The following is a 19,077-nucleotide window of genomic DNA, read 5'->3' as shown; positions in this document are numbered from 1 at the left end:
GAGCGATCCTCACATTCCAGGACCCAGGAGACGAGAATGTCCGCTGTACCGAACGAAGTGATGAAATATGTCGCCGCCGATCGTGACGACGACCCGCAAGAAACCATCGAGTGGCTGGAGTCGCTCGATGGCGTGATCTCCTCCGTGGGCACCGGCCGCGCGCATTACCTGATCGAAAAACAGATCGAGTTCGCCCGCATGCACGGCGAGCACCTGCCGTTCTCCGCCAACACCCCGTACATCAACACGATCCCGGTCGAAGCCCAGGCGAAGATCCCGGGCGACCAGGACATCGAGCACCGCATCCGTTCGTACACGCGCTGGAACGCGCTGGCGATGGTGCTGCGTGCCGGCAAGGACACGAACGTCGGCGGCCACATCGCCTCGTTCGCATCGGCCGCGACGCTCTACGACGTCGGCTACAACCACTTCTGGCACGCGGCGTCCGACCAGCACGGCGGCGATCTCGTGTTCGTGCAGGGTCACTCGTCGCCGGGCGTGTACTCGCGCGCGTTCCTGCTCGGCCGCCTGAAGGAGGAGCAGCTCGACAACTTCCGCCAGGAAGTCGACGGCCAGGGCATCTCGTCGTACCCGCACCCGTGGCTGATGCCGGACTTCTGGCAATTCCCGACCGTGTCGATGGGTCTCGGCCCGATCATGGCGATCTACCAGGCGCGCTTCATGAAGTACCTGCAGGCGCGCGGCATCGCGAAGACGGAAGGCCGCAAGGTGTGGGCGTTCCTCGGCGACGGCGAGACGGACGAACCGGAATCGCTCGGCGCGATCGGGATGGCGAGCCGCGAGAAGCTCGACAACCTCGTGTTCGTGATCAACTGCAACCTGCAGCGTCTCGACGGCCCGGTGCGCGGCAACGGCAAGATCATCCAGGAACTCGAATCGGAATTCCGCGGCGCCGGCTGGAACGTGATCAAGGTCATCTGGGGCAGCCGCTGGGATGCGCTGTTCGCGCGCGACAAGTCGGGCGCGCTGATGCGGCGCATGATGGAAGTCGTCGACGGCGAATACCAGACGTACAAGTCGGAGTCGGGCGCGTTCGTTCGCGAGCACTTCTTCAACACGCCTGAACTGAAGGCGCTCGTCGCCGACTGGTCGGACGACGACATCTGGGCGCTGAACCGCGGCGGCCACGATCCGCACAAGATCTACGCGGCGTTCCACGAAGCGTCGAACACGAAGGGCGCGCCGACCGTCATCCTCGCGAAGACCATCAAGGGCTACGGGATGGGCGAGTCGGGCCAGGCGATGAACATCACGCACCAGCAGAAGAAGCTGCCGGTCGAGCAACTGAAGAAGTTCCGTGACCAGTTCCGTCTGCCGATCACCGACGAGCAGATCGCCGACGTGCCGTACCTCAAGTTCGAGGAAGGTTCGAAGGAACTCGAATACATGCGCCAGAAGCGCATGGACCTCGGCGGCTACCTGCCGCATCGCCGCGAGAAGGCGACGTCGCTGCCGGTGCCGGCGCTCGACGCGTTCGAGCCGCTGCTGAAGGGCACGGGCGAAGGCCGCGAGATCTCGACGACGATGGCGTTCGTGCGGATCCTGAACATCCTGCTGAAGGACAAGGCGCTGGGCAAGCGCGTGGTGCCGATCGTCCCGGACGAATCGCGTACGTTCGGCATGGAAGGCCTGTTCCGCCAGATCGGCATCTGGAACCAGGAAGGCCAGAAGTACGTGCCGGAAGATTCCGACCAGCTGATGTTCTACAAGGAATCGGAAACCGGCCAGATCCTGCAGGAAGGCATCAACGAAGCGGGCGGCATGTGCGACTGGATCGCGGCGGCGACGTCGTACTCGACGCACGGCGAGATCATGGTGCCGTTCTACATCTTCTATTCGATGTTCGGCTTCCAGCGGATCGGCGACCTCGCATGGGCCGCGGGCGACATGCGTTCGCGCGGCTTCCTGCTCGGCGGCACGGCGGGCCGCACGACGCTGAACGGCGAAGGCCTGCAGCACGAAGACGGCCACTCGCTCCTGTGGGCGGCATCGGTGCCGAACTGCGTGAGCTACGACCCGACGTTCGGCTATGAACTCGCCGTGATCGTCCAGGACGGCCTGCGCCGCATGGTGCAGGACCAGGAAGACGTGTACTACTACATCACGGTGATGAACGAGAACTACGAGCACCCGGCGATTCCGCAGGGCGACCACGTGGCGGCCGACATCATCAAGGGCATGTACGCGTTCAGGAAGGCCGACGCCGACAAGAAGGCGCCGCGCGTCCAGCTGCTCGGCGCGGGCACGATCTTCAACGAAGTGATCGCCGCCGCCGACCTGCTGAAGAACGACTGGGGCGTCGCCGCCGACCTGTGGAGCGTGCCGAGCTTCACCGAGCTCGCGCGCGAAGGCCACCAGGTCGAACGCTGGAACCTGCTCCATCCGACCGAAGAGCGTCGCCTGTCGCACGTGCAGAAGTGCCTGAAGGACACGCAGGGCCCGGTCATCGCATCGACCGACTACGTCCGTGCGCTGGTCGACCAGATCCGCGGCCAGATCGATCGCCGCTTCGTCGTGCTGGGCACGGACGGCTTCGGCCGCTCGGATACCCGCGAGAAGCTGCGTCACTTCTTCGAAGTCGACCGTCACTGGGTCACCGTCGCCGCGCTCAACGCGCTGGCCGACGAAGGCACGATCGAGCGCAAGGTGGTCGCGGACGCGATTGCCAAGTACAACCTCGATCCGTCCAAGCCCAACCCGATGACCGTTTAACGCACACGCCGTGTAATGCCCGCGTCGCTCCCGCGAGGAGCGCGCGCGGCCATGGAGACAGAAACAGATGAGTCAAGCGATCGAAGTGAAGGTGCCGGATATCGGCGATTACAAGGACGTGCCGGTGATCGAGATCGGCGTGAAGGTCGGCGATACGGTCGAGCCCGAGCAGTCGCTCGTCACGCTCGAGTCCGACAAGGCGACGATGGACGTGCCGAGCCCGGTGGGCGGCGTCGTGAAGGAAATCAAGGTCAAGGTGGGCGATTCCGTGTCGGAAGGCTCGCTGATCATCCTGCTCGAAGGCGCCGGCGCGGCGCAGGCCAACGGCGCGACTGCACCGGCCGCAGCGCCCGCTCCGGCGGCAGCGCCGGCCCCGGCCGCGGCTGCACCGGCGGCCGCACCGGTAGCAGCCGGCGGCACGCTCGAAGTGAAGGTGCCCGACATCGGCGATTACAAGGACGTGCCGGTGATCGAGATCGGCGTGAAGGTCGGCGACACGGTCGAGAAGGAACAGTCGCTCGTCACGCTCGAGTCCGACAAGGCGACGATGGACGTGCCGAGCCCGGCCGCCGGCGTCGTGAAGGACATCAAGGTCAAGGTGGGTGATTCGGTATCGGAAGGCACGCTGATCGTGCTGCTCGAAGCCGCAGGCGCGTCCTCTGCCGCTGCGCAGGCGAGCGTACCGGCGCCGGCTGCGGCCGCGCCGGCTCCGGCACCCGCCGCCGCACCGGCACCCGCGAAGGCAGCGCCGGCACCGGCTGCCGCCGCACCGGCCGCCGCGCCGTCGGGCGAGTACCGCGCGAGCCATGCATCGCCGTCGGTGCGCAAGTTCGCGCGCGAACTCGGCGTCGACGTCGCACGCGTGCAGGGTTCGGGCCTGAAGGGCCGCATCACGAAGGACGACGTCACCGGTTTCGTGAAGGGCGTGATGACGGGCCAGCGCGCGGCACCGGGTGCAGCAGCGGCTGCGCCGGCAGGCGGCGGCGAGCTGAACCTGCTGCCGTGGCCGAAGGTCGACTTCTCGAAGTTCGGCCCGTTCGAGGCGAAGCCGCTGTCGCGCATCAAGAAGATTTCCGGCGCGAACCTGCATCGCAACTGGGTGATGATCCCGCACGTCACGAACAACGACGAAGCGGACATCACCGAGCTCGAAGCGCTGCGTGTCCAGCTGAACAAGGAACACGAAAAGGCGGGCGTGAAGTTCACGATGCTCGCGTTCGTGATCAAGGCAGTCGTCGCCGCACTGAAGAAATTCCCGACCTTCAACGCGAGCCTCGACGGCGACAACCTCGTGTTCAAGCAGTACTTCCACGTCGGTTTCGCGGCCGATACGCCGAACGGCCTCGTCGTGCCGGTGATCCGCGATGCGGACAAGAAGGGCCTCGTCGACATCGCGAAGGAAATGAGCGACCTGTCGAAGGCCGCGCGCGAAGGCAAGCTGAAGCCGGACCAGATGCAGGGCGGCTGCTTCTCGATCTCGTCGCTCGGCGGGATCGGCGGCACGAACTTCACGCCGATCATCAACGCGCCGGAAGTGGCGATCCTCGGGTTGTCGCGTGGGCAGATGAAGCCGGTGTGGGACGGCAAGCAGTTCGTGCCGCGTCTCATGCTGCCGCTGTCGCTGTCGTATGACCACCGTGTCATCGACGGTGCGGAGGCCGCACGGTTCAACGCGTATCTCGGTGCGTTGCTGGCCGATTTCCGCCGCATCATTCTTTGATGAGATGAGGGGCTCGCGGGGGCGTGGTTCTTGTCGGTTCGCCACGCGCTTGTCGTTGAACCTGTTTTGCCAACGGTCTGCCGGCGTCGCCCCTGCGCGGGGCGGCGGTCACTTTTCTTTGTCTTCCAAAGAAAAGTGACCAAAAGAAAGGCGCGTCCTTGGGCGGACGGCAAAGGTAGTCCTGCCCAACGTCGCGTGCTCTTGTCAGGCCGCTTGTCGTCAGGTTCCGTCTTTCCGCCAGTCCCTCCCTCTCTCTCTGCAGCCAATCAAGAAGGGGACAGTCATGAGTCTCATCGAAGTCAAGGTTCCGGATATCGGCGATTTCAGCGGCGTCGATGTCATCGAAGTCAACGTGAAGCCCGGCGACGTGATCGAAAAAGAGCAAACGCTCATCACGCTCGAATCCGACAAGGCCTCCATGGAAGTGCCCAGCGACGTCGCCGGCACCGTCAAGGAAGTCAAGGTCAAGGCCGGCGAGAAAGTCTCGCAAGGCACCGTCATCGCCATCGTCGAAGCGTCGGCCGGTGCCGCCGCACCCGCGAAAGCGCCTGAAGCGCCGAAGCCCGCAGCCGCGCCGGCACCGGCTGCCGCCGCTCCGGCGCCCGCGCCGCAAGCCGGCAGCTATGCCGGCGCCGCCGACATCGAGTGCGACATGCTCGTGCTCGGCGCCGGCCCCGGCGGCTACTCGGCCGCGTTCCGCGCGGCCGACCTCGGCATGAAGACCGTGCTCGTCGAACGCTACTCGACGCTCGGCGGCGTGTGCCTGAACGTGGGCTGCATCCCGTCGAAAGCGCTGCTGCATACGTCGCTCGTCGTCGAGGAAGCCGCGGCGCTCGCGTCGCACGGCATCACGTTCGGCAAGCCGCAGGTCGATCTCGACAAGCTGCGCGACTTCAAGGGCGGCGTCGTCAAGAAGCTGACGACGGGCCTCGCCGGCATGGCCAAGGCACGCAAGGTCGAAGTGGTCACCGGCGTCGGTGCGTTCGTCGATCCGTTCCACATGGAAGTGCAGGGCGAAAACGGCAAGAAGGTCGTGAAGTTCAAGCAGGCGATCATCGCCGCGGGCTCGCAAGCCGTGAAGCTGCCGTTCATGCCGGAAGACCCGCGTGTCGTCGACTCGACCGGCGCACTCGAACTGCGCCAGCTGCCCAAGCGCATGCTCGTGATCGGCGGCGGCATCATCGGCCTCGAAATGGCCACGGTGTACTCGACGCTCGGCGCCGAGATCGACGTCGTCGAAATGATGGACGGCCTGATGATGGGCGCGGACCGCGATCTCGTGAAGGTCTGGGAAAAGTACAACGCGAAGCGCTTCGGCAACGTGATGCTGAAGACCAAGACGGTCGGCGCGGAAGCGAAGGAAGACGGCATCTACGTGAAGTTCGAGGGCGAGAAGGCGCCGGCGGAAGCGCAGCGCTACGACCTCGTGCTCGTCGCGGTGGGCCGCAGCCCGAACGGCAAGAAGATCGGTGCCGACAAGGCCGGCGTCGCGGTCACGGATCGCGGCTTCATCGACGTCGACAAGCAGATGCGCACGAACGTCCCGCACATCTTCGCGATCGGCGATATCGTCGGCCAGCCGATGCTCGCGCACAAGGCCGTGCATGAAGGCCACGTCGCAGCTGAAGCCGCGCACGGCGAGAAGGCGTATTTCGACGCGCTGCAGATCCCGTCGGTGGCCTACACCGATCCGGAAGTGGCGTGGGCCGGCAAGACGGAAGACCAGTGCAAGGCCGAAGGCATCAAGTACGGCAAGGCCGTGTTCCCGTGGGCCGCTTCGGGCCGCGCGATCGCGAACGGCCGCGACGAAGGCTTCACGAAGCTGATCTTCGACGAGGAAACCCATCGCGTGATCGGCGGCGGCATCGTCGGCCTGAACGCAGGCGACCTGATCAGCGAAGTGTGCCTCGCCGTCGAGATGGGCGCGGACGCGGAAGACATCGGCAAGACGATCCATCCGCACCCGACGCTCGGCGAGTCGGTCGGCATGGCCGCCGAACTGTACGAAGGCGTCTGTACGGACCTGCCGCCGCAACGCAAGAAGTAACGCGACCGGAACGGCCGGCCATGCGCCGGCCACGAAAAACGCCGCCGCCCGGACGATCCGGGCGGCGGCGTTTTCTTTTGTGCGCAGCCGGCGCGGCGGCCGGACGACGGCTTGAAGCCGGCCGGCGTTTGCCGGTTCGCACGTGTTCCGGCGCCAGAAACGAAAAAGCCGCGCTGGGCGCGGCTCTTTCAGGAGCAGGGGGCGCTTACGCGGCCGGCTTGCTCGAACGGCGTGCGGCGGCGGCGGTAGCAGCCTTCGTCGCGACGGCAGCAGCAGCGTTGAAGTTCGTTTCAGCGATTTCGACGGCTTGCTTCGTGGCCTTCTGAACCGTTTCGTACGTGGTGTTCGCGGCGTTCAGTGCCGACTTCAGCGCGGCGACAGCCGTTTCCGAACCGGCCGGGGCGTTCTTCGCGACGTTGTCGACGAGTGCCTGGACCTTCTTGTTCTGCTCGTCGAATTGCGCTTCGGCAACCTTCGCGAACTCGGCTTGCGTCGACGATGCGATTTCGTACAGGTGACGGCCGTACGACAGCACCTTTTCAGCGACCGGCTGCGACAGGCTGGCTTGCAGCGCGATCAGTTCCTGCGCGTCCTTCACCGACAGCAGGCGTTGTGCGTTTTCCTGGCCTTCGGCCAGCGTCGACTTCACGACCTGCAGGTTCAGTTCGATCAGCTTTTCGACGCCTTCGAACGCCTTGGTCGTCAGACCGAACAGGCTCTCGAGGTTGGCTTTCTGTGCAGCGGCGATTTGCTCGGGGGTCAGCAAGGACATGTCCAGCTCCTGAAAAGCGATCGCGTCGATCGCAGGGTAAAGGGCACTACGACGGGGAATCTCGGATGCGCGTGCTTTGTGCAACGCAGCAATGAGGCTTATTTTAGGGCAGAGAAAACGGATGTCAAGTGTTTTTTGTGCGTTGCACAATCGCGACAAATTATCGATAAAACAACGGGTTATCGCGGTCGTCCGGAATCGGTTTCAGGCGCGTTCCCAGATGGTGCGCACGACGGCGGGGAAAGCGCGGCGCACCATGATCATGCACAGGTAAACCTGACAGGCCCATGGAACGTTATCCTTCTGTTCCTGTCGAAAAACGCGCCGTTTCGATGCGCGTGCCGTGGCGACGTGCCGCCGCCACGGTCGAGACCGGCGCCCCTGGCACGCCGAGCACCGGATACGTAGTTTCCCCGCTTTAAATCGCCTCCGAAGTGACGTTATCTCAATTAACCGAGTGGTAATCGGGAGACGGGCGCTGTCGGGCAGTGCACCCATGAGTTTTTTCGATGGGGGCGGGAGGGTCGATTGGTCTGAGGTTGGCCGACCCTTACATTCCGGTTTAACGACGATCGGTAAGTGCCTAATATTGCTCTTTTTTTCAGCTTTAACTACACTTGCGGAAACCTCCCGCCGCTTTGTCCAGACCCCAATGAAAGCCGAATCGTTTTCACCGCGCAGATTGTTGCAGAGCATGACGCTCGGCACGGCTGTGTCGGTCGCAGTCGCCTTGCTGGCGACCACCGCGTCCGTCGCGCCTGCTGACGCCTTTGCCGCCACTGCGAAGACCCAACAAGCCGCCAAGAAAAAAGCCGTCGCTCCTGCTTCGTCAGCGAAGAAGAAGTCGGCGAAGGCGACGTCCGACAAATCCGCCAAGGTCGCCGCGGCCGATGCGCCGCGCGCGAAGGCGTCGCGAAAGCGCGTGACGCTCGCGGCGAACAACCTGCATGGCGGCCATCGCGGCGCGGTCCGCAAGGTCGCGTTCCAGCCGCGCCGGCCGACGGTCGGTCAGGCGTTCGGCCTGCACGATACGCCCGACGCGCTCGCGCTGCGTTCGAGCGTCGCGTACGTCGTCGACCAGAATTCCGGCGAGCCGCTGTTCGACAAGAATTCGCACGCCGTCGTGCCGATCGCGTCGATCTCGAAGCTGATGACGGCGATGGTCGTGCTCGACTCGAAGGCGCCGATGACCGATCAGATCGAAGTCACCGACGAAGACCGCGACTACGAGAAGGGCACGGGCTCGCGCCTGTCGGTCGGCTCGGTGCTGTCGCGCGAGGACATGCTGCACATCGCGCTGATGGCGTCGGAAAACCGCGCGGCCGCGGCGCTGTCGCGTTATTACCCGGGCGGCCGTCCGGCGTTCATCGCCGCGATGAACGCGAAGGCGAAGGCGCTCGGCATGGCCGATACGCATTTCGAGAATTCGACCGGCCTGTCCAGCTCGAACGTGTCGAGTGCGCGTGATCTCGTGAAGATGGTCAATGCCGCGTATCAGTATCCGATGATCCGCCAGTTCTCGACCGATCGCAGCTACGAGGTGTTCACGGGCAAGCGCAATCTCGCGTACAACAGCACGAACGCGCTGATCCGCGGCAACGGCTCGTGGGACATCGGCCTGCAGAAGACGGGCTTCATCAACGAAGCGGGTGAATGCCTCGTGATGCAGGCGACGATCCATGGCCGGCCGATGGTGATGGTGCTGCTCGACTCGTTCGGCAAGTACTCGCGCTTCGCCGACGCATCGCGCCTGCGCAACTGGCTCGACGCCGGCGGCGGCGAGCGCCTGACGGCGGCCAACACGCCGAACGGCGGAACCTGATCGCGCCGCAGGCTGCAACAAGAAAGCCCCGCAATCGCGGGGCTTTTTTACGTCCGGCGGAACCGGCATCGAGGCCGGCGGGCGGCTTACGCCTGCCGCTGCAGCCCGTCCACGTCCTTCGCGGGCGTCGGCCGGTAGCCGAGCGATTCCGAGATGGTGAGTGCCGTGCGGCTCAGCTGGCCGAGCCATGCGTCCTGCAGGCGGTCGGCCGGTGCCGACAGCGACAGGCCCGCGACGAGCTTGCCCGAATCGTCGTAGATGCCGGCCGCGATACAGCGCACGCCGAGCTCCAGCTCCTCGTTGTCGCGCGCGCACGATTGCTGGCGGACGATCGTCAACTCGCGCTCGAGCTTCGCGATGTCGGTGATGCTGTTCTGCGTATGGCCGGACAGCCCCGTGCGCGTCGCATAGGCGCGCACGCGCGACGTTTCGTCGGCCGCGAGGAACAGCTTGCCGACCGACGTCAGGTGCAGCGGCGCGCGGCCGCCGATCGCGCGGACGACCTGCATCCCCGAGCGCTCGGAATACGCACGCTCGATGTAGACGATCTCGTCGCCCTGGCGCACCGACAGGTTCACGGTCTGCCCGGTGAGGCGGTGCAGCTCGCGCATCGGCATCAGCGCCGCGTCGCGTACCGACAGGCGCGCCTTCACGAGGTTACCGAGCTCCAGCAGCCGCATGCCGAGGCGGTAGGTGCCGGGATCGGAGCGGTCGACGAGGCGACAGGTCACCATGTCGTTGAGGATGCGGTGCGCGGTCGACGGGTGCAGCTCCGTGCGCTGCGCCAGTTCCTTCAGGCTGACAGGATCACTGTGCGCGGCGAGCGCGTCCAGCAGCCGCATCATGCGTTCGATCACCTGGATCGACGTTTTTGAATCCGGGGTGGGTTGGCTCATGTCGGGGGAGAAATCGGTTGACGCGTCAAGCGGTGTTGCAACGATTGTATCTCGTATTGTGAAAAAAGCGAACGCCGTTCGAGGAAGTCCTCGTTTCGTGCGCGACGGGCTTGCATGCGAGCCGGCGTTGGTCTTGCTGGCCAAACGGCGGATAATGAGAGCCGTTTTCTCGAAGGAGCACGTATGCGAGTCGGTTTGTTCGTGACCTGCCTGGTCGATCTGATGCGCCCCGAAATCGGTTTCTCGGCGCTCAAGCTGATTCGCGACGCCGGCTACGAAGTGATCGTGCCGCCCGCGCAGACCTGCTGCGGGCAACCGGCCTACAACTCGGGCGACCGCGCGCTCGCGCGCGACCTCGCCGAAAAGACGCTGCGCGAGTTCGAGCAGTTCGATTACGTCGTCGCGCCGTCGGGCTCGTGCGGCGGGATGATCCGCGCGCACTACGGCGACCTGTTTCGCGACGACCCCGAACTGATGGGGCGCTACACGCGGTTCCAGCAGAAGGTCTACGAACTGACCGATTTCCTCGCGAACGTCGCGAAGGTGTCGCTCGCGCCGGGCGAGTTCACCGGCCCCGTCACCTATCACGACTCGTGTTCGGGCCTGCGCGAACTCGGCGTGAAGGCGCAGCCGCGCGCGCTGCTCGCGCAGCGCGGCGTTGCGGTCACCGAGATGAAGGACTGCGAGCACTGCTGCGGCTTCGGCGGCACGTTCGCGATCAAGTACGGCGACATCTCGGCGGCCATCGCGGACGAGAAATGCGCGAACGTGCGTGCGTCGGGCGCGGGCGCCGTCGTGCTCGGCGATCTCGGCTGCATGCTGAACATCGAAGGGCGGTTGCGCCGCACCGGCGACCGCGACACGCGCGTGCTGCACGTCGCGCAGGTGCTGGCGGGCGACGTCTGACGCCCGGTTCCGCTCACTTTTCCCGATACCGCGATGCAAGTCCAATCGATGCATTTCAAGGCGCGCGCCGGCCAGAAGCTGGCCGACCAGCGCCTGCAGCAGAACCTGAAGAAGCTGTCGACGAAGTTCGTGTCCGCGCGCGCCGACGCGATGACCGCGATCGACTTCCCGGCCACGCGCGCCGCGCTCAAGGCGCGCCGCAACCGCGCGCTGGAGAACCTCGACGTGTGGCTCGAGGCTTTCGAGCAGGAGGCGACGCGGCGCGGCACGACGGTGTTGTTCGCCGAAACGACCGCGGATGCCGCGCGGCTGGTGGCCGACATCGCGCGCCGGCACGACGTGAAGAAGGTCATCAAGACCAAGTCGATGGTGTCCGAGGAAATGCGCCTGAACGCGGTGCTCGCGGAGATGGGCGTGCAGTCGATCGAGACGGACCTCGGCGAATACATCCTGCAGATCAACGACAACGAGCCGCCGAGCCACATCATCGCGCCCGTCGTGCACAAGGACAAGGACGAGATCGCCGACCTGTTCGCGCGCACGCACCACCGCGAGCGGCTCACCGAGATTCCGGACATGACGCGCGAGGCGCGCGAGGTGCTGCGCCCGCATTTCATGTCGGCCGACATGGGCGTGACGGGCGGCAACTTCGTGATCGCCGAGACGGGCTCGGTCGCAATCGTGACGAACGAAGGGAACGAAGGCATGTGCACGGTGATGCCGCGCGTGCACGTCGCGGTGACGGGCATCGAGAAGGTGCTGCCGACCCTCGAGGATCTCGCGACCGCGATGCGCCTGCTGCCGCGTTCGGCGACCGGGCAGAAGACGTCGAACTATTTCTCGCTGCTGACCGGGCCGCGCGGGCCGGGCGACGAGGACGGCCCCGAGCACAACTACGTGGTACTGGTCGACGGCGGCCGCACGGGCCTGATCGGCGGCGAATTCCAGGAGATGCTGCGCTGCATCCGCTGCGGCGCGTGCATGAACCATTGCCCGGTATATCAGAAGGTCGGCGGCCATGCGTACGGCTGGGTCTATCCGGGGCCGATGGGGTCGGTGCTGACGCCGAGCTACGTCGGGCTCGACCGTACGCTCGACCTGCCGCAGGCCGCGACGCTATGCGGCGAATGCGACAGCGTGTGCCCGGCCGGGATTCCGTTGTCGCACCTGCTGCGCACGCTGCGCGAGAAGCAGGTCGAGCGGCACCTGCGGCCGTGGCGCGAGCGGGCGGCGCTCGCCGCATGGGGCTTCTTCGCGCGGCGGCCGATGCTGTACGCGCTGACGACCAAGCTCGCGGTGCGCGTCCTCGAGCGGCTGGGCAACGGCGGCACGCTGCGGCGCCTGCCGATGATGGGCGGCTGGATGGACACGCGCGACATGCCGACGCCGACCGGGCGCACGTTCCGCGAGCTGTACGCGGCGTCCCAGAGCCACCTCGGCTGACGACTGTTCAGCGGGCGGCAACAGTGCGTTCGCTATTTGCATATTTATCTCGATAGATGCGGTCTATAGAATCTGGTCTGTAGTCCCCGGAATTGGGTTTCGGGGTACCGGGTCAAGGAGGTCCGCATCATGAGAAAGACAATATCGATGTACTGGCCGCTGGCAATCGTCGTCCCGCTGGCAGCGGCAGCCTATCTGCACACGATGGCCGATGCGCCGTCGCGCGGTCCGCTCGCGGTTCACCAGGCGTCCGCCGAGCTGGCGCGCGCGGTGTCGTTCGGGCTGGTCGGCGACGCGGCGCAGCCGCTGCCGGCGGCATCCGGCGACATCGTGCTCGCCGCGCCGAAGGCGCTGTGAGGCATGGCGCCGTCGCGTCGGGCGACGGCGCGATTTCGGCCGCCTTTGTATAATGGCGTGTTGTTCTTCCACGCGGTCCGCCGCAACTTTTCGATAGTGCGATGACCCGCGTTGCGATCTGTTTCGTCTGTCTCGGCAACATCTGCCGTTCGCCCACCGCGGAAGGCGTGATGCGCCACCAGGTCGACGCGGCCGCGCTGGCCGACCGGATCGCGATCGATTCGGCCGGCACCGGCGACTGGCACGTGGGCGAGCCGCCCGATACACGGGCGCAGGCGGCGGCACGCAGTCGCGGCTACGATTTGTCGGCGCTGCGCGCGCGGCAGGTGAGTGCGGCGGATTTCGAGCGCTTCGACCTGCTGCTTGCGATGGATGAGGCGAATCTCGCGGAATTGCAGCGCCGCTGCCCGCCGCAGTATCGCGACAAGGTGCGCCTGCTGATGGAATTCGCGCCGGATTCGACCGAAACCGAAGTGGCCGACCCGTATTTCGGCGGCGCGCAGGGCTTCGAACAGGTGCTCGATCAGGTCGAACGCGCGTGCGCGGGCCTGCTGGAGACACTCCGAGCCCGTACGGCGCGCTGATCGCACGGTGGTATTCAGCGGTCTGCGAATACCCTTTCAAAGACATGGATACTTGACTAAAAACGTCAAATATTTATACTTGACCAAAATCGTCAAGATTGCAGTCCCCTAGACACCATGAGACTCACCACCAAAGGCCGTTTCGCCGTCACGGCGATGATTGACTTGGCACTGCGCCAGGAGCAGGGCCCGGTGACGCTTGCAGGCATCAGCCAGCGCCAGCGGATTTCGCTCTCGTATCTCGAACAGCTGTTCGGCAAGCTGCGCAGGCATGAAATCGTCGAATCCGTGCGCGGCCCGGGCGGCGGCTACAACCTCGCGCGCCGCGCGCAGGACGTCACCGTTGCCGACATCATCATCGCGGTCGATGAACCGCTCGACGCCACGCAGTGCGGCGGCAAAGGCACGTGCGACGGCTCGAAGCAGCCCGACGGCCATTGCATGACGCACGAGCTGTGGTCGACCCTGAACCAGAAGATGGTCGAATACCTCGACTCCGTGTCGCTGCAGGATCTCGTCGATCAGCAGCGCGCACGCGAGGGGGCGCCCGCGGTGCTGCGCGACCGCCGCGCGCCGGAGCCCGTCGCCGCACCGGCCGAGCCCGTGCGCACGATGCCGCTGGGCCCCAATTCGGTGTTCAACATCGCGAGTTCGTGAGCGCGAAGGCGCCCGCCATACCCCATAACGCACATAGTCCCTGCACAGAATACCCGGAGCGACAGATGACCCAAGAGACTCTCCACCTGCCCATCTACATGGATTACAGCGCGACGACCCCCGTCGACCCGCGCGTGGTCGACAAGATGGTGCCGTACCTGCGCGAGCAGTTCGGCAACCCGGCGTCGCGCAGCCACGCTTACGGCTGGGACGCGGAGCGTGCGGTCGAGGAAGCGCGCGAACAGGTGGCCGCACTCGTGAACGCCGATCCGCGCGAGATCATCTGGACGTCCGGCGCAACCGAATCGGACAACCTCGCGATCAAGGGTGCCGCGAACTTCTACAAGGGCAAGGGCAAGCACATCGTCACGGTGAAGACCGAGCACAAGGCCGTGCTCGATACCTGCCGCGAGCTCGAGCGCGACGGTTTCGACGTCACCTACCTCGACGTGAAGGATGACGGTCTGATCGACCTCGACGTGTTCAAGGCCGCGCTGCGCCCGGACACGATCCTCGTGTCGGTGATGCACGTGAACAACGAGATCGGCGTGATCCAGGACATCGAGACGATCGGCGAGATCTGCCGCGAGAAGGGCATCGTGTTCCACGTCGACGCCGCGCAGTCGACCGGCAAGGTCGGCATCGACCTCGCGAAGCTGAAGGTCGACCTGATGTCGTTCTCGGCGCACAAGACCTACGGCCCGAAGGGCATCGGCGCGCTGTACGTGCGCCGCAAGCCGCGCGTGCGCATCGAAGCGCAGATGCACGGCGGCGGTCACGAGCGCGGCATGCGTTCGGGCACGCTGCCGACGCACCAGATCGTCGGCATGGGCGAAGCGTTCCGCATCGCCCGCGAGGAAATGGCGACCGAGAACGAGCGCGTGCGCATGCTGCGCGACAAGCTGCTGCGCGGCCTGTCGCAGATCGAGGAAACCTACGTGAACGGCGACATGGAACGCCGTGTCCCGCACAACCTGAACATCAGCTTCAACTTCGTCGAAGGCGAGTCGCTGATCATGGCGATCAAGGACGTCGCGGTGTCGTCGGGCTCCGCGTGCACGTCGGCGTCGCTCGAGCCGTCGTACGTGCTGCGTGCGCTCGGCCGCAACGACGAACTCGCGCACAGCTCGATCCGCTTCACGGTCGGCCGCTTCACGACGGAGCAGGAAGTCGACTTCGTGATCAACCTGCTGAACAGCAAGATCGCGAAGCTGCGCGAACTGTCGCCGCTCTGGGAAATGCACCAGGAAGGCATCGATCTGTCGACGATCGAATGGGCCGCTCACTAACACCGCATTGAATGCACCCGCGGGCGGATTGACGCACGCAGACGTAACGAGTCAAGGAGTCTGAGTCATGTCTTACAGCAACAAGGTTCTGGATCACTACGAAAACCCGCGCAACGTCGGTTCGTTCGCGAAGGACGACGACACGGTCGGCACGGGCATGGTCGGCGCGCCGGCGTGCGGCGACGTGATGAAGCTGCAGATCCGCGTCGGCGCGGACGGCGTGATCGAAGACGCGAAGTTCAAGACCTACGGTTGCGGTTCGGCGATCGCGTCGAGCTCGCTCGTCACCGAGTGGGTGAAGGGCAAGACGCTCGACGAGGCACTGTCGATCAAGAACACGCAGATCGCCGAGGAACTCGCGCTGCCGCCGGTGAAGATTCACTGCTCGATCCTCGCGGAAGACGCGATCAAGGCAGCCGTGGCCGACTACAAGAAGCGCCACGACACCAAGGAAGGCGATCAGGCAGCAGCCTGAGCGGCATCGAGCGGGTTAGAGAAGGGAACGCGGCGGGCCCCGGTGGCGCGCCGCGGCAAGGACATCATGGCAATTACACTGACCGAAAAAGCAGCACAGCACGTTCAGAAATACCTCGTCCGTCGCGGCAAGGGGGTGGGCCTGCGGCTTGGCGTTCGCACGACCGGGTGCTCGGGGCTCGCGTACAAGCTCGAGTATGTCGACGAGCTGGCTCCCGAGGATCAGGTGTTCGAGAGCCATGGCGTGAAGGTCGTCGTCGATCCGAAGAGCCTCGCGTACATCGACGGCACCGAGCTCGACTTCGCCCGCGAAGGCCTGAACGAAGGGTTCAAGTTCAACAACCCGAACGTGAAGGACGAGTGCGGTTGCGGCGAATCGTTCCGCGTGTGACGCGGGTCTCCGCGCGATGCGGGCAAGAGGCGGCACGGGCCGCCTTTTTAATGTGCGGCGTTTGCCGCGCGACGAACCGGAATTGAACGCGACGATGGTCTCGCTGAAAGACAGCCACTTCGACCTGTTTCACCTGCCGGCGCAATTCGCGCTCGACGAAACGGCGCTCGACGCCGCCTATCGAACGGTGCAGACGCAGGTGCATCCGGACCGCTTTGCGGCGGCCGGCGATGCGCAGAAGCGCATCGCGATGCAATGGGCAACCCGTGCGAACGAGGCGTACCGCACGCTGCGCGATCCGCTGAAGCGCGCGTCCTATCTGCTGTCGCTGCGCGGTGTGGACATCGGCGCGGAAAACAACACGGCGATGGAGCCTGCATTCCTGATGCAGCAGATGGAGTGGCGCGAGGGCATCGAGGATGCCGCGGCCGCCCGCAACGTCGACGCGCTCGACGCATTGCTCGCCGAGTTGCGCGACGAGAAGCGCGTGCGCGTCGAGCGCCTCGGTACGCTGCTCGACAGCGGCGCCGACCAGGCCGCCGCGGAAGCCGTGCGCCAGTTGATGTTCATCGAACGCGTCGCGTCGGAAGTGGGCGCGCAGATCGAGCGCCTCGAAACTTAACCGCGTGCCTCGCGGCACGCGCAGCAAACGGGCCGAGCGCCCGAACGAACCAAGATGGCTTTACTGCAAATTTCCGAACCGGGCATGGCGCCGGCGCCGCACCAGCGGCGACTTGCCGTCGGGATCGATCTCGGCACGACGAACTCGCTCGTCGCGGCCGTGCGCAACAGCGTGCCGGAGGTGCTGCCGGACGAAGCGGGCCGTGTGCTGCTGCCGTCGGTGGTCCGCTACCTCGAAAAGGGCGGCCGCCGCATCGGCCACGAAGCGAAGGAGCAGGCCGCGACCGATCCGCGCAACACGATCGTCTCGGTCAAGCGCTTCATGGGCCGCGGCAAGGCCGAAGTCGAAGGCGCGGCGAACGCGCCGTATGAATTCGTCGATGCGCCGGGCATGGTGCAGATCCGCACCGTCGACGGCGTGAAGAGCCCGGTCGAAGTGTCGGCCGAGATCCTCGCGACGCTGCGCTATCGCGCCGAGGATTCGCTTGGCGACGATCTGGTCGGCGCGGTGATCACGGTGCCCGCGTACTTCGACGACGCGCAGCGCCAGGCGACCAAGGACGCGGCGCGTCTCGCGGGCCTCAACGTGCTGCGCCTGCTGAACGAACCGACCGCCGCCGCGATCGCCTACGGGCTCGACAACGGGTCCGAAGGCCTCTACGCGGTGTACGACCTCGGCGGCGGCACGTTCGACCTGTCGATCCTGAAACTGACGAAGGGCGTATTCGAGGTGCTGGCCGCGGGTGGCGATTCAGCGCTCGGCGGCGACGATTTCGACCATGCGCTGTTCGGCCACGTGCTCGCGCAGGCCGGCATCGACGCGAAGACGCTGGCGCCCGAGGACGTGCGCCTGCTGCTCGACCGCGTGCGCGTGCTGAAGGAAGCGCTGTCGTCGGCACCGGAGGCCGCGCTCGACGTGACGCTGTCGGGCGGTGCGCACCTCGTTCAGACGATTTCGCACGATACGTTCGCGTCGCTCGTCGAGCCACTCGTGCAGCGTACGCTCACGCCGACCCGCAAGGCGCTGCGCGACGCGCAGGTCACGCCGGCCGACATCAAGGGTGTCGTGCTGGTCGGCGGCGCGACGCGCATGCCGGTGATCCGCGACGCGGTCGCGAAATATTTCGGTCAGCCGCCGCTCGTGAACCTCGATCCGGACCAGGTCGTCGCGCTCGGCGCGGCGATCCAGGCCGACCTGCTCGCGGGCAATCGCGGCACCGGCGACGACTGGCTGCTGCTCGACGTGATTCCGCTGTCGCTCGGTGTCGAGACGATGGGCGGTCTCGTCGAGAAGATCATCCCGCGCAACTCGACGATTCCGATCGCGCGTGCGCAGGAATTCACGACCTTCAAGGACGGCCAGACCGCGATGGCGATCCACGTCGTGCAGGGCGAGCGCGAGCTCGTCGCCGACTGCCGGTCGCTCGCGCGCTTCGAGCTGCGCGGCATTCCGCCGATGACGGCCGGCGCCGCGCGCATTCGCGTGACCTACCAGGTCGACGCGGACGGCCTGCTGTCGGTGTTCGCACGCGAGCAACTGTCGGGCGTCGAGGCGTCGGTCGTCGTGAAGCCGTCGTACGGCCTCGCCGACGACGACATCGCGAAGATGCTCGAGGACAGCTTCAAGACCGCCGAAATCGACATGCGCGCCCGCGCGCTGCGCGAAGCGCAGGTCGAGGCCGAGCGGATGCTCGAGGCGACGCAGGCCGCGCTGGCGGCCGACGGCGAACTGCTCGACGCCGACGAGCGCACGCAGGTCGATACGCTGGCCGCCGCGCTGCGCGCGGTCGCGCAGGGCGACGATACGAACGCGATCGAAGCGGCGACCAAGGCGCTGGCCGACGGCACCGACGAATTCGCGGCGCGCCGGATGGACAAGAGCATCAAGCGCGCGCTGTCGGGCCGTCGGCTCGACGAGATCTGAACTTGCGAACCGCGCGTCGGCCGGCGACGGCCCGCGCGCGATCATGTAATGAACCGTGCGGCGCGTGGCGCCGTACCCTGACTGACGGAACGGACATGCCTCAACTGGTGGTGCTGCCTCACGTCGAACTGTGCCCGGATGGCGCAGTGATCGACGCGACGCCCGGCAAGAGTATCTGCGACAACCTGCTCGATCACGGGATCGAGATCGAGCACGCATGCGAGAAGTCGTGCGCATGCACGACGTGCCACGTGGTGATCCGCGAGGGCTTCAACGATCTGGCGCCGTCCGAGGAGGACGAGGACGATCTGCTGGACAAGGCGTGGGGCCTCGAGCCGACGTCGCGGCTGTCGTGCCAGGCGATCGTGACGGAAGATTCGGACCTGGTGGTCGAGATTCCGAAGTACTCGATCAACCACGCGAAGGAAAACCACTGACCTA

At 65.7% G+C, this 19,077-nt stretch carries 17 protein-coding genes; 15 read left to right on the top strand and 2 right to left on the bottom strand.

The features are described from left to right. The first annotated feature begins 36 nt into the window (after window positions 1-36). The 3 genes from aceE (at window position 37) to lpdA (ending at window position 6,500) form a co-directional block, all read left to right on the top strand. The gene (gene aceE / locus VXM69_RS31060) at window positions 37-2,733 is read left to right on the top strand and encodes a pyruvate dehydrogenase (acetyl-transferring), homodimeric type (protein WP_034188951.1); all 2,697 of its coding nucleotides are present in this window, start codon (window positions 37-39) and stop codon (window positions 2,731-2,733) included. A 67-nt stretch (window positions 2,734-2,800) separates the two neighbouring features. Further along, on the top strand, window positions 2,801-4,453 hold the full coding sequence (aceF, locus tag VXM69_RS31055) for a dihydrolipoyllysine-residue acetyltransferase (RefSeq protein WP_367189736.1): 1,653 nt from the start codon (window positions 2,801-2,803) through the stop codon (window positions 4,451-4,453). Window positions 4,454-4,736: 283 nt separating this feature from the next. Next, entirely contained in the window at window positions 4,737-6,500 is a 1,764-nt protein-coding gene (lpdA, locus tag VXM69_RS31050) for a dihydrolipoyl dehydrogenase (RefSeq protein ID WP_034188949.1), read from the top strand. A 205-nt stretch (window positions 6,501-6,705) separates the two neighbouring features. On the opposite strand, the gene VXM69_RS31045 is transcribed toward lpdA, so the two are convergent. Next, entirely contained in the window at window positions 6,706-7,272 is a 567-nt protein-coding gene (locus VXM69_RS31045) for a phasin family protein (protein WP_034188948.1), read from the bottom strand. A 652-nt stretch (window positions 7,273-7,924) separates the two neighbouring features. Here VXM69_RS31045 and pbpG point away from each other — a divergent pair. After that, a complete protein-coding gene (gene pbpG / locus VXM69_RS31040) occupies window positions 7,925-9,094 on the top strand; it encodes a D-alanyl-D-alanine endopeptidase (RefSeq protein WP_034188947.1) in 1,170 nt (389 codons plus the stop codon). Window positions 9,095-9,180: 86 nt separating this feature from the next. On the opposite strand, the gene VXM69_RS31035 is transcribed toward pbpG, so the two are convergent. After that, window positions 9,181-9,990, bottom strand: a complete 810-nt coding sequence (locus VXM69_RS31035) for an IclR family transcriptional regulator (RefSeq protein WP_034188946.1) — start codon at window positions 9,988-9,990, stop codon at window positions 9,181-9,183. Window positions 9,991-10,173: 183 nt separating this feature from the next. Here VXM69_RS31035 and VXM69_RS31030 point away from each other — a divergent pair, with 183 nt between their 5' ends. From VXM69_RS31030 to fdx, 11 genes are all read left to right on the top strand, one after another. Next, a complete protein-coding gene (locus VXM69_RS31030; RefSeq protein WP_049031305.1) occupies window positions 10,174-10,896 on the top strand; it encodes a (Fe-S)-binding protein in 723 nt (240 codons plus the stop codon). A gap of 33 nt (window positions 10,897-10,929) precedes the next feature. Further along, window positions 10,930-12,339, top strand: coding sequence for a lactate utilization protein B (locus tag VXM69_RS31025; protein WP_034188944.1), 1,410 nt, complete (start codon window positions 10,930-10,932; stop codon window positions 12,337-12,339). A gap of 129 nt (window positions 12,340-12,468) precedes the next feature. Next, on the top strand, window positions 12,469-12,696 hold the full coding sequence (locus VXM69_RS31020) for a hypothetical protein (RefSeq protein WP_034188943.1): 228 nt from the start codon (window positions 12,469-12,471) through the stop codon (window positions 12,694-12,696). 101 nt (window positions 12,697-12,797) lie between these two features. Then, on the top strand, window positions 12,798-13,280 hold the full coding sequence (locus VXM69_RS31015) for a low molecular weight protein-tyrosine-phosphatase (RefSeq protein ID WP_124609690.1): 483 nt from the start codon (window positions 12,798-12,800) through the stop codon (window positions 13,278-13,280). 117 nt (window positions 13,281-13,397) lie between these two features. After that, window positions 13,398-13,937 carry a Fe-S cluster assembly transcriptional regulator IscR gene (iscR, locus tag VXM69_RS31010; protein WP_006401955.1) on the top strand — a complete coding sequence of 180 codons (540 nt, stop codon included), beginning with the start codon at window positions 13,398-13,400 and terminating at the stop codon, window positions 13,935-13,937. A gap of 65 nt (window positions 13,938-14,002) precedes the next feature. Beyond that, a complete protein-coding gene (locus VXM69_RS31005; protein ID WP_034188941.1) occupies window positions 14,003-15,226 on the top strand; it encodes an IscS subfamily cysteine desulfurase in 1,224 nt (407 codons plus the stop codon). A 67-nt stretch (window positions 15,227-15,293) separates the two neighbouring features. Further along, window positions 15,294-15,701 carry a Fe-S cluster assembly scaffold IscU gene (iscU, locus tag VXM69_RS31000; protein WP_006481982.1) on the top strand — a complete coding sequence of 136 codons (408 nt, stop codon included), beginning with the start codon at window positions 15,294-15,296 and terminating at the stop codon, window positions 15,699-15,701. Window positions 15,702-15,767: 66 nt separating this feature from the next. Beyond that, on the top strand, window positions 15,768-16,091 hold the full coding sequence (iscA, locus tag VXM69_RS30995) for an iron-sulfur cluster assembly protein IscA (RefSeq protein ID WP_011885413.1): 324 nt from the start codon (window positions 15,768-15,770) through the stop codon (window positions 16,089-16,091). Window positions 16,092-16,185: 94 nt separating this feature from the next. After that, the gene (gene hscB, locus VXM69_RS30990) at window positions 16,186-16,713 is read left to right on the top strand and encodes a Fe-S protein assembly co-chaperone HscB (RefSeq protein ID WP_006491598.1); all 528 of its coding nucleotides are present in this window, start codon (window positions 16,186-16,188) and stop codon (window positions 16,711-16,713) included. 54 nt (window positions 16,714-16,767) lie between these two features. After that, window positions 16,768-18,636 carry a Fe-S protein assembly chaperone HscA gene (gene hscA, locus VXM69_RS30985; protein WP_367189735.1) on the top strand — a complete coding sequence of 623 codons (1,869 nt, stop codon included), beginning with the start codon at window positions 16,768-16,770 and terminating at the stop codon, window positions 18,634-18,636. 95 nt (window positions 18,637-18,731) lie between these two features. Further along, window positions 18,732-19,073, top strand: coding sequence for an ISC system 2Fe-2S type ferredoxin (fdx, locus tag VXM69_RS30980; RefSeq protein ID WP_034188939.1), 342 nt, complete (start codon window positions 18,732-18,734; stop codon window positions 19,071-19,073). Window positions 19,074-19,077 lie beyond the last annotated feature (4 nt).

It is taken from the genome of Burkholderia sp. Ed8, from assembly GCF_040761425.1.
GTDB lineage: Bacteria > Pseudomonadota > Gammaproteobacteria > Burkholderiales > Burkholderiaceae > Burkholderia > Burkholderia seminalis.
Note: the sequence above shows the minus strand (reverse complement) of the source record. Positions and strands in the feature narration are given on the sequence as shown.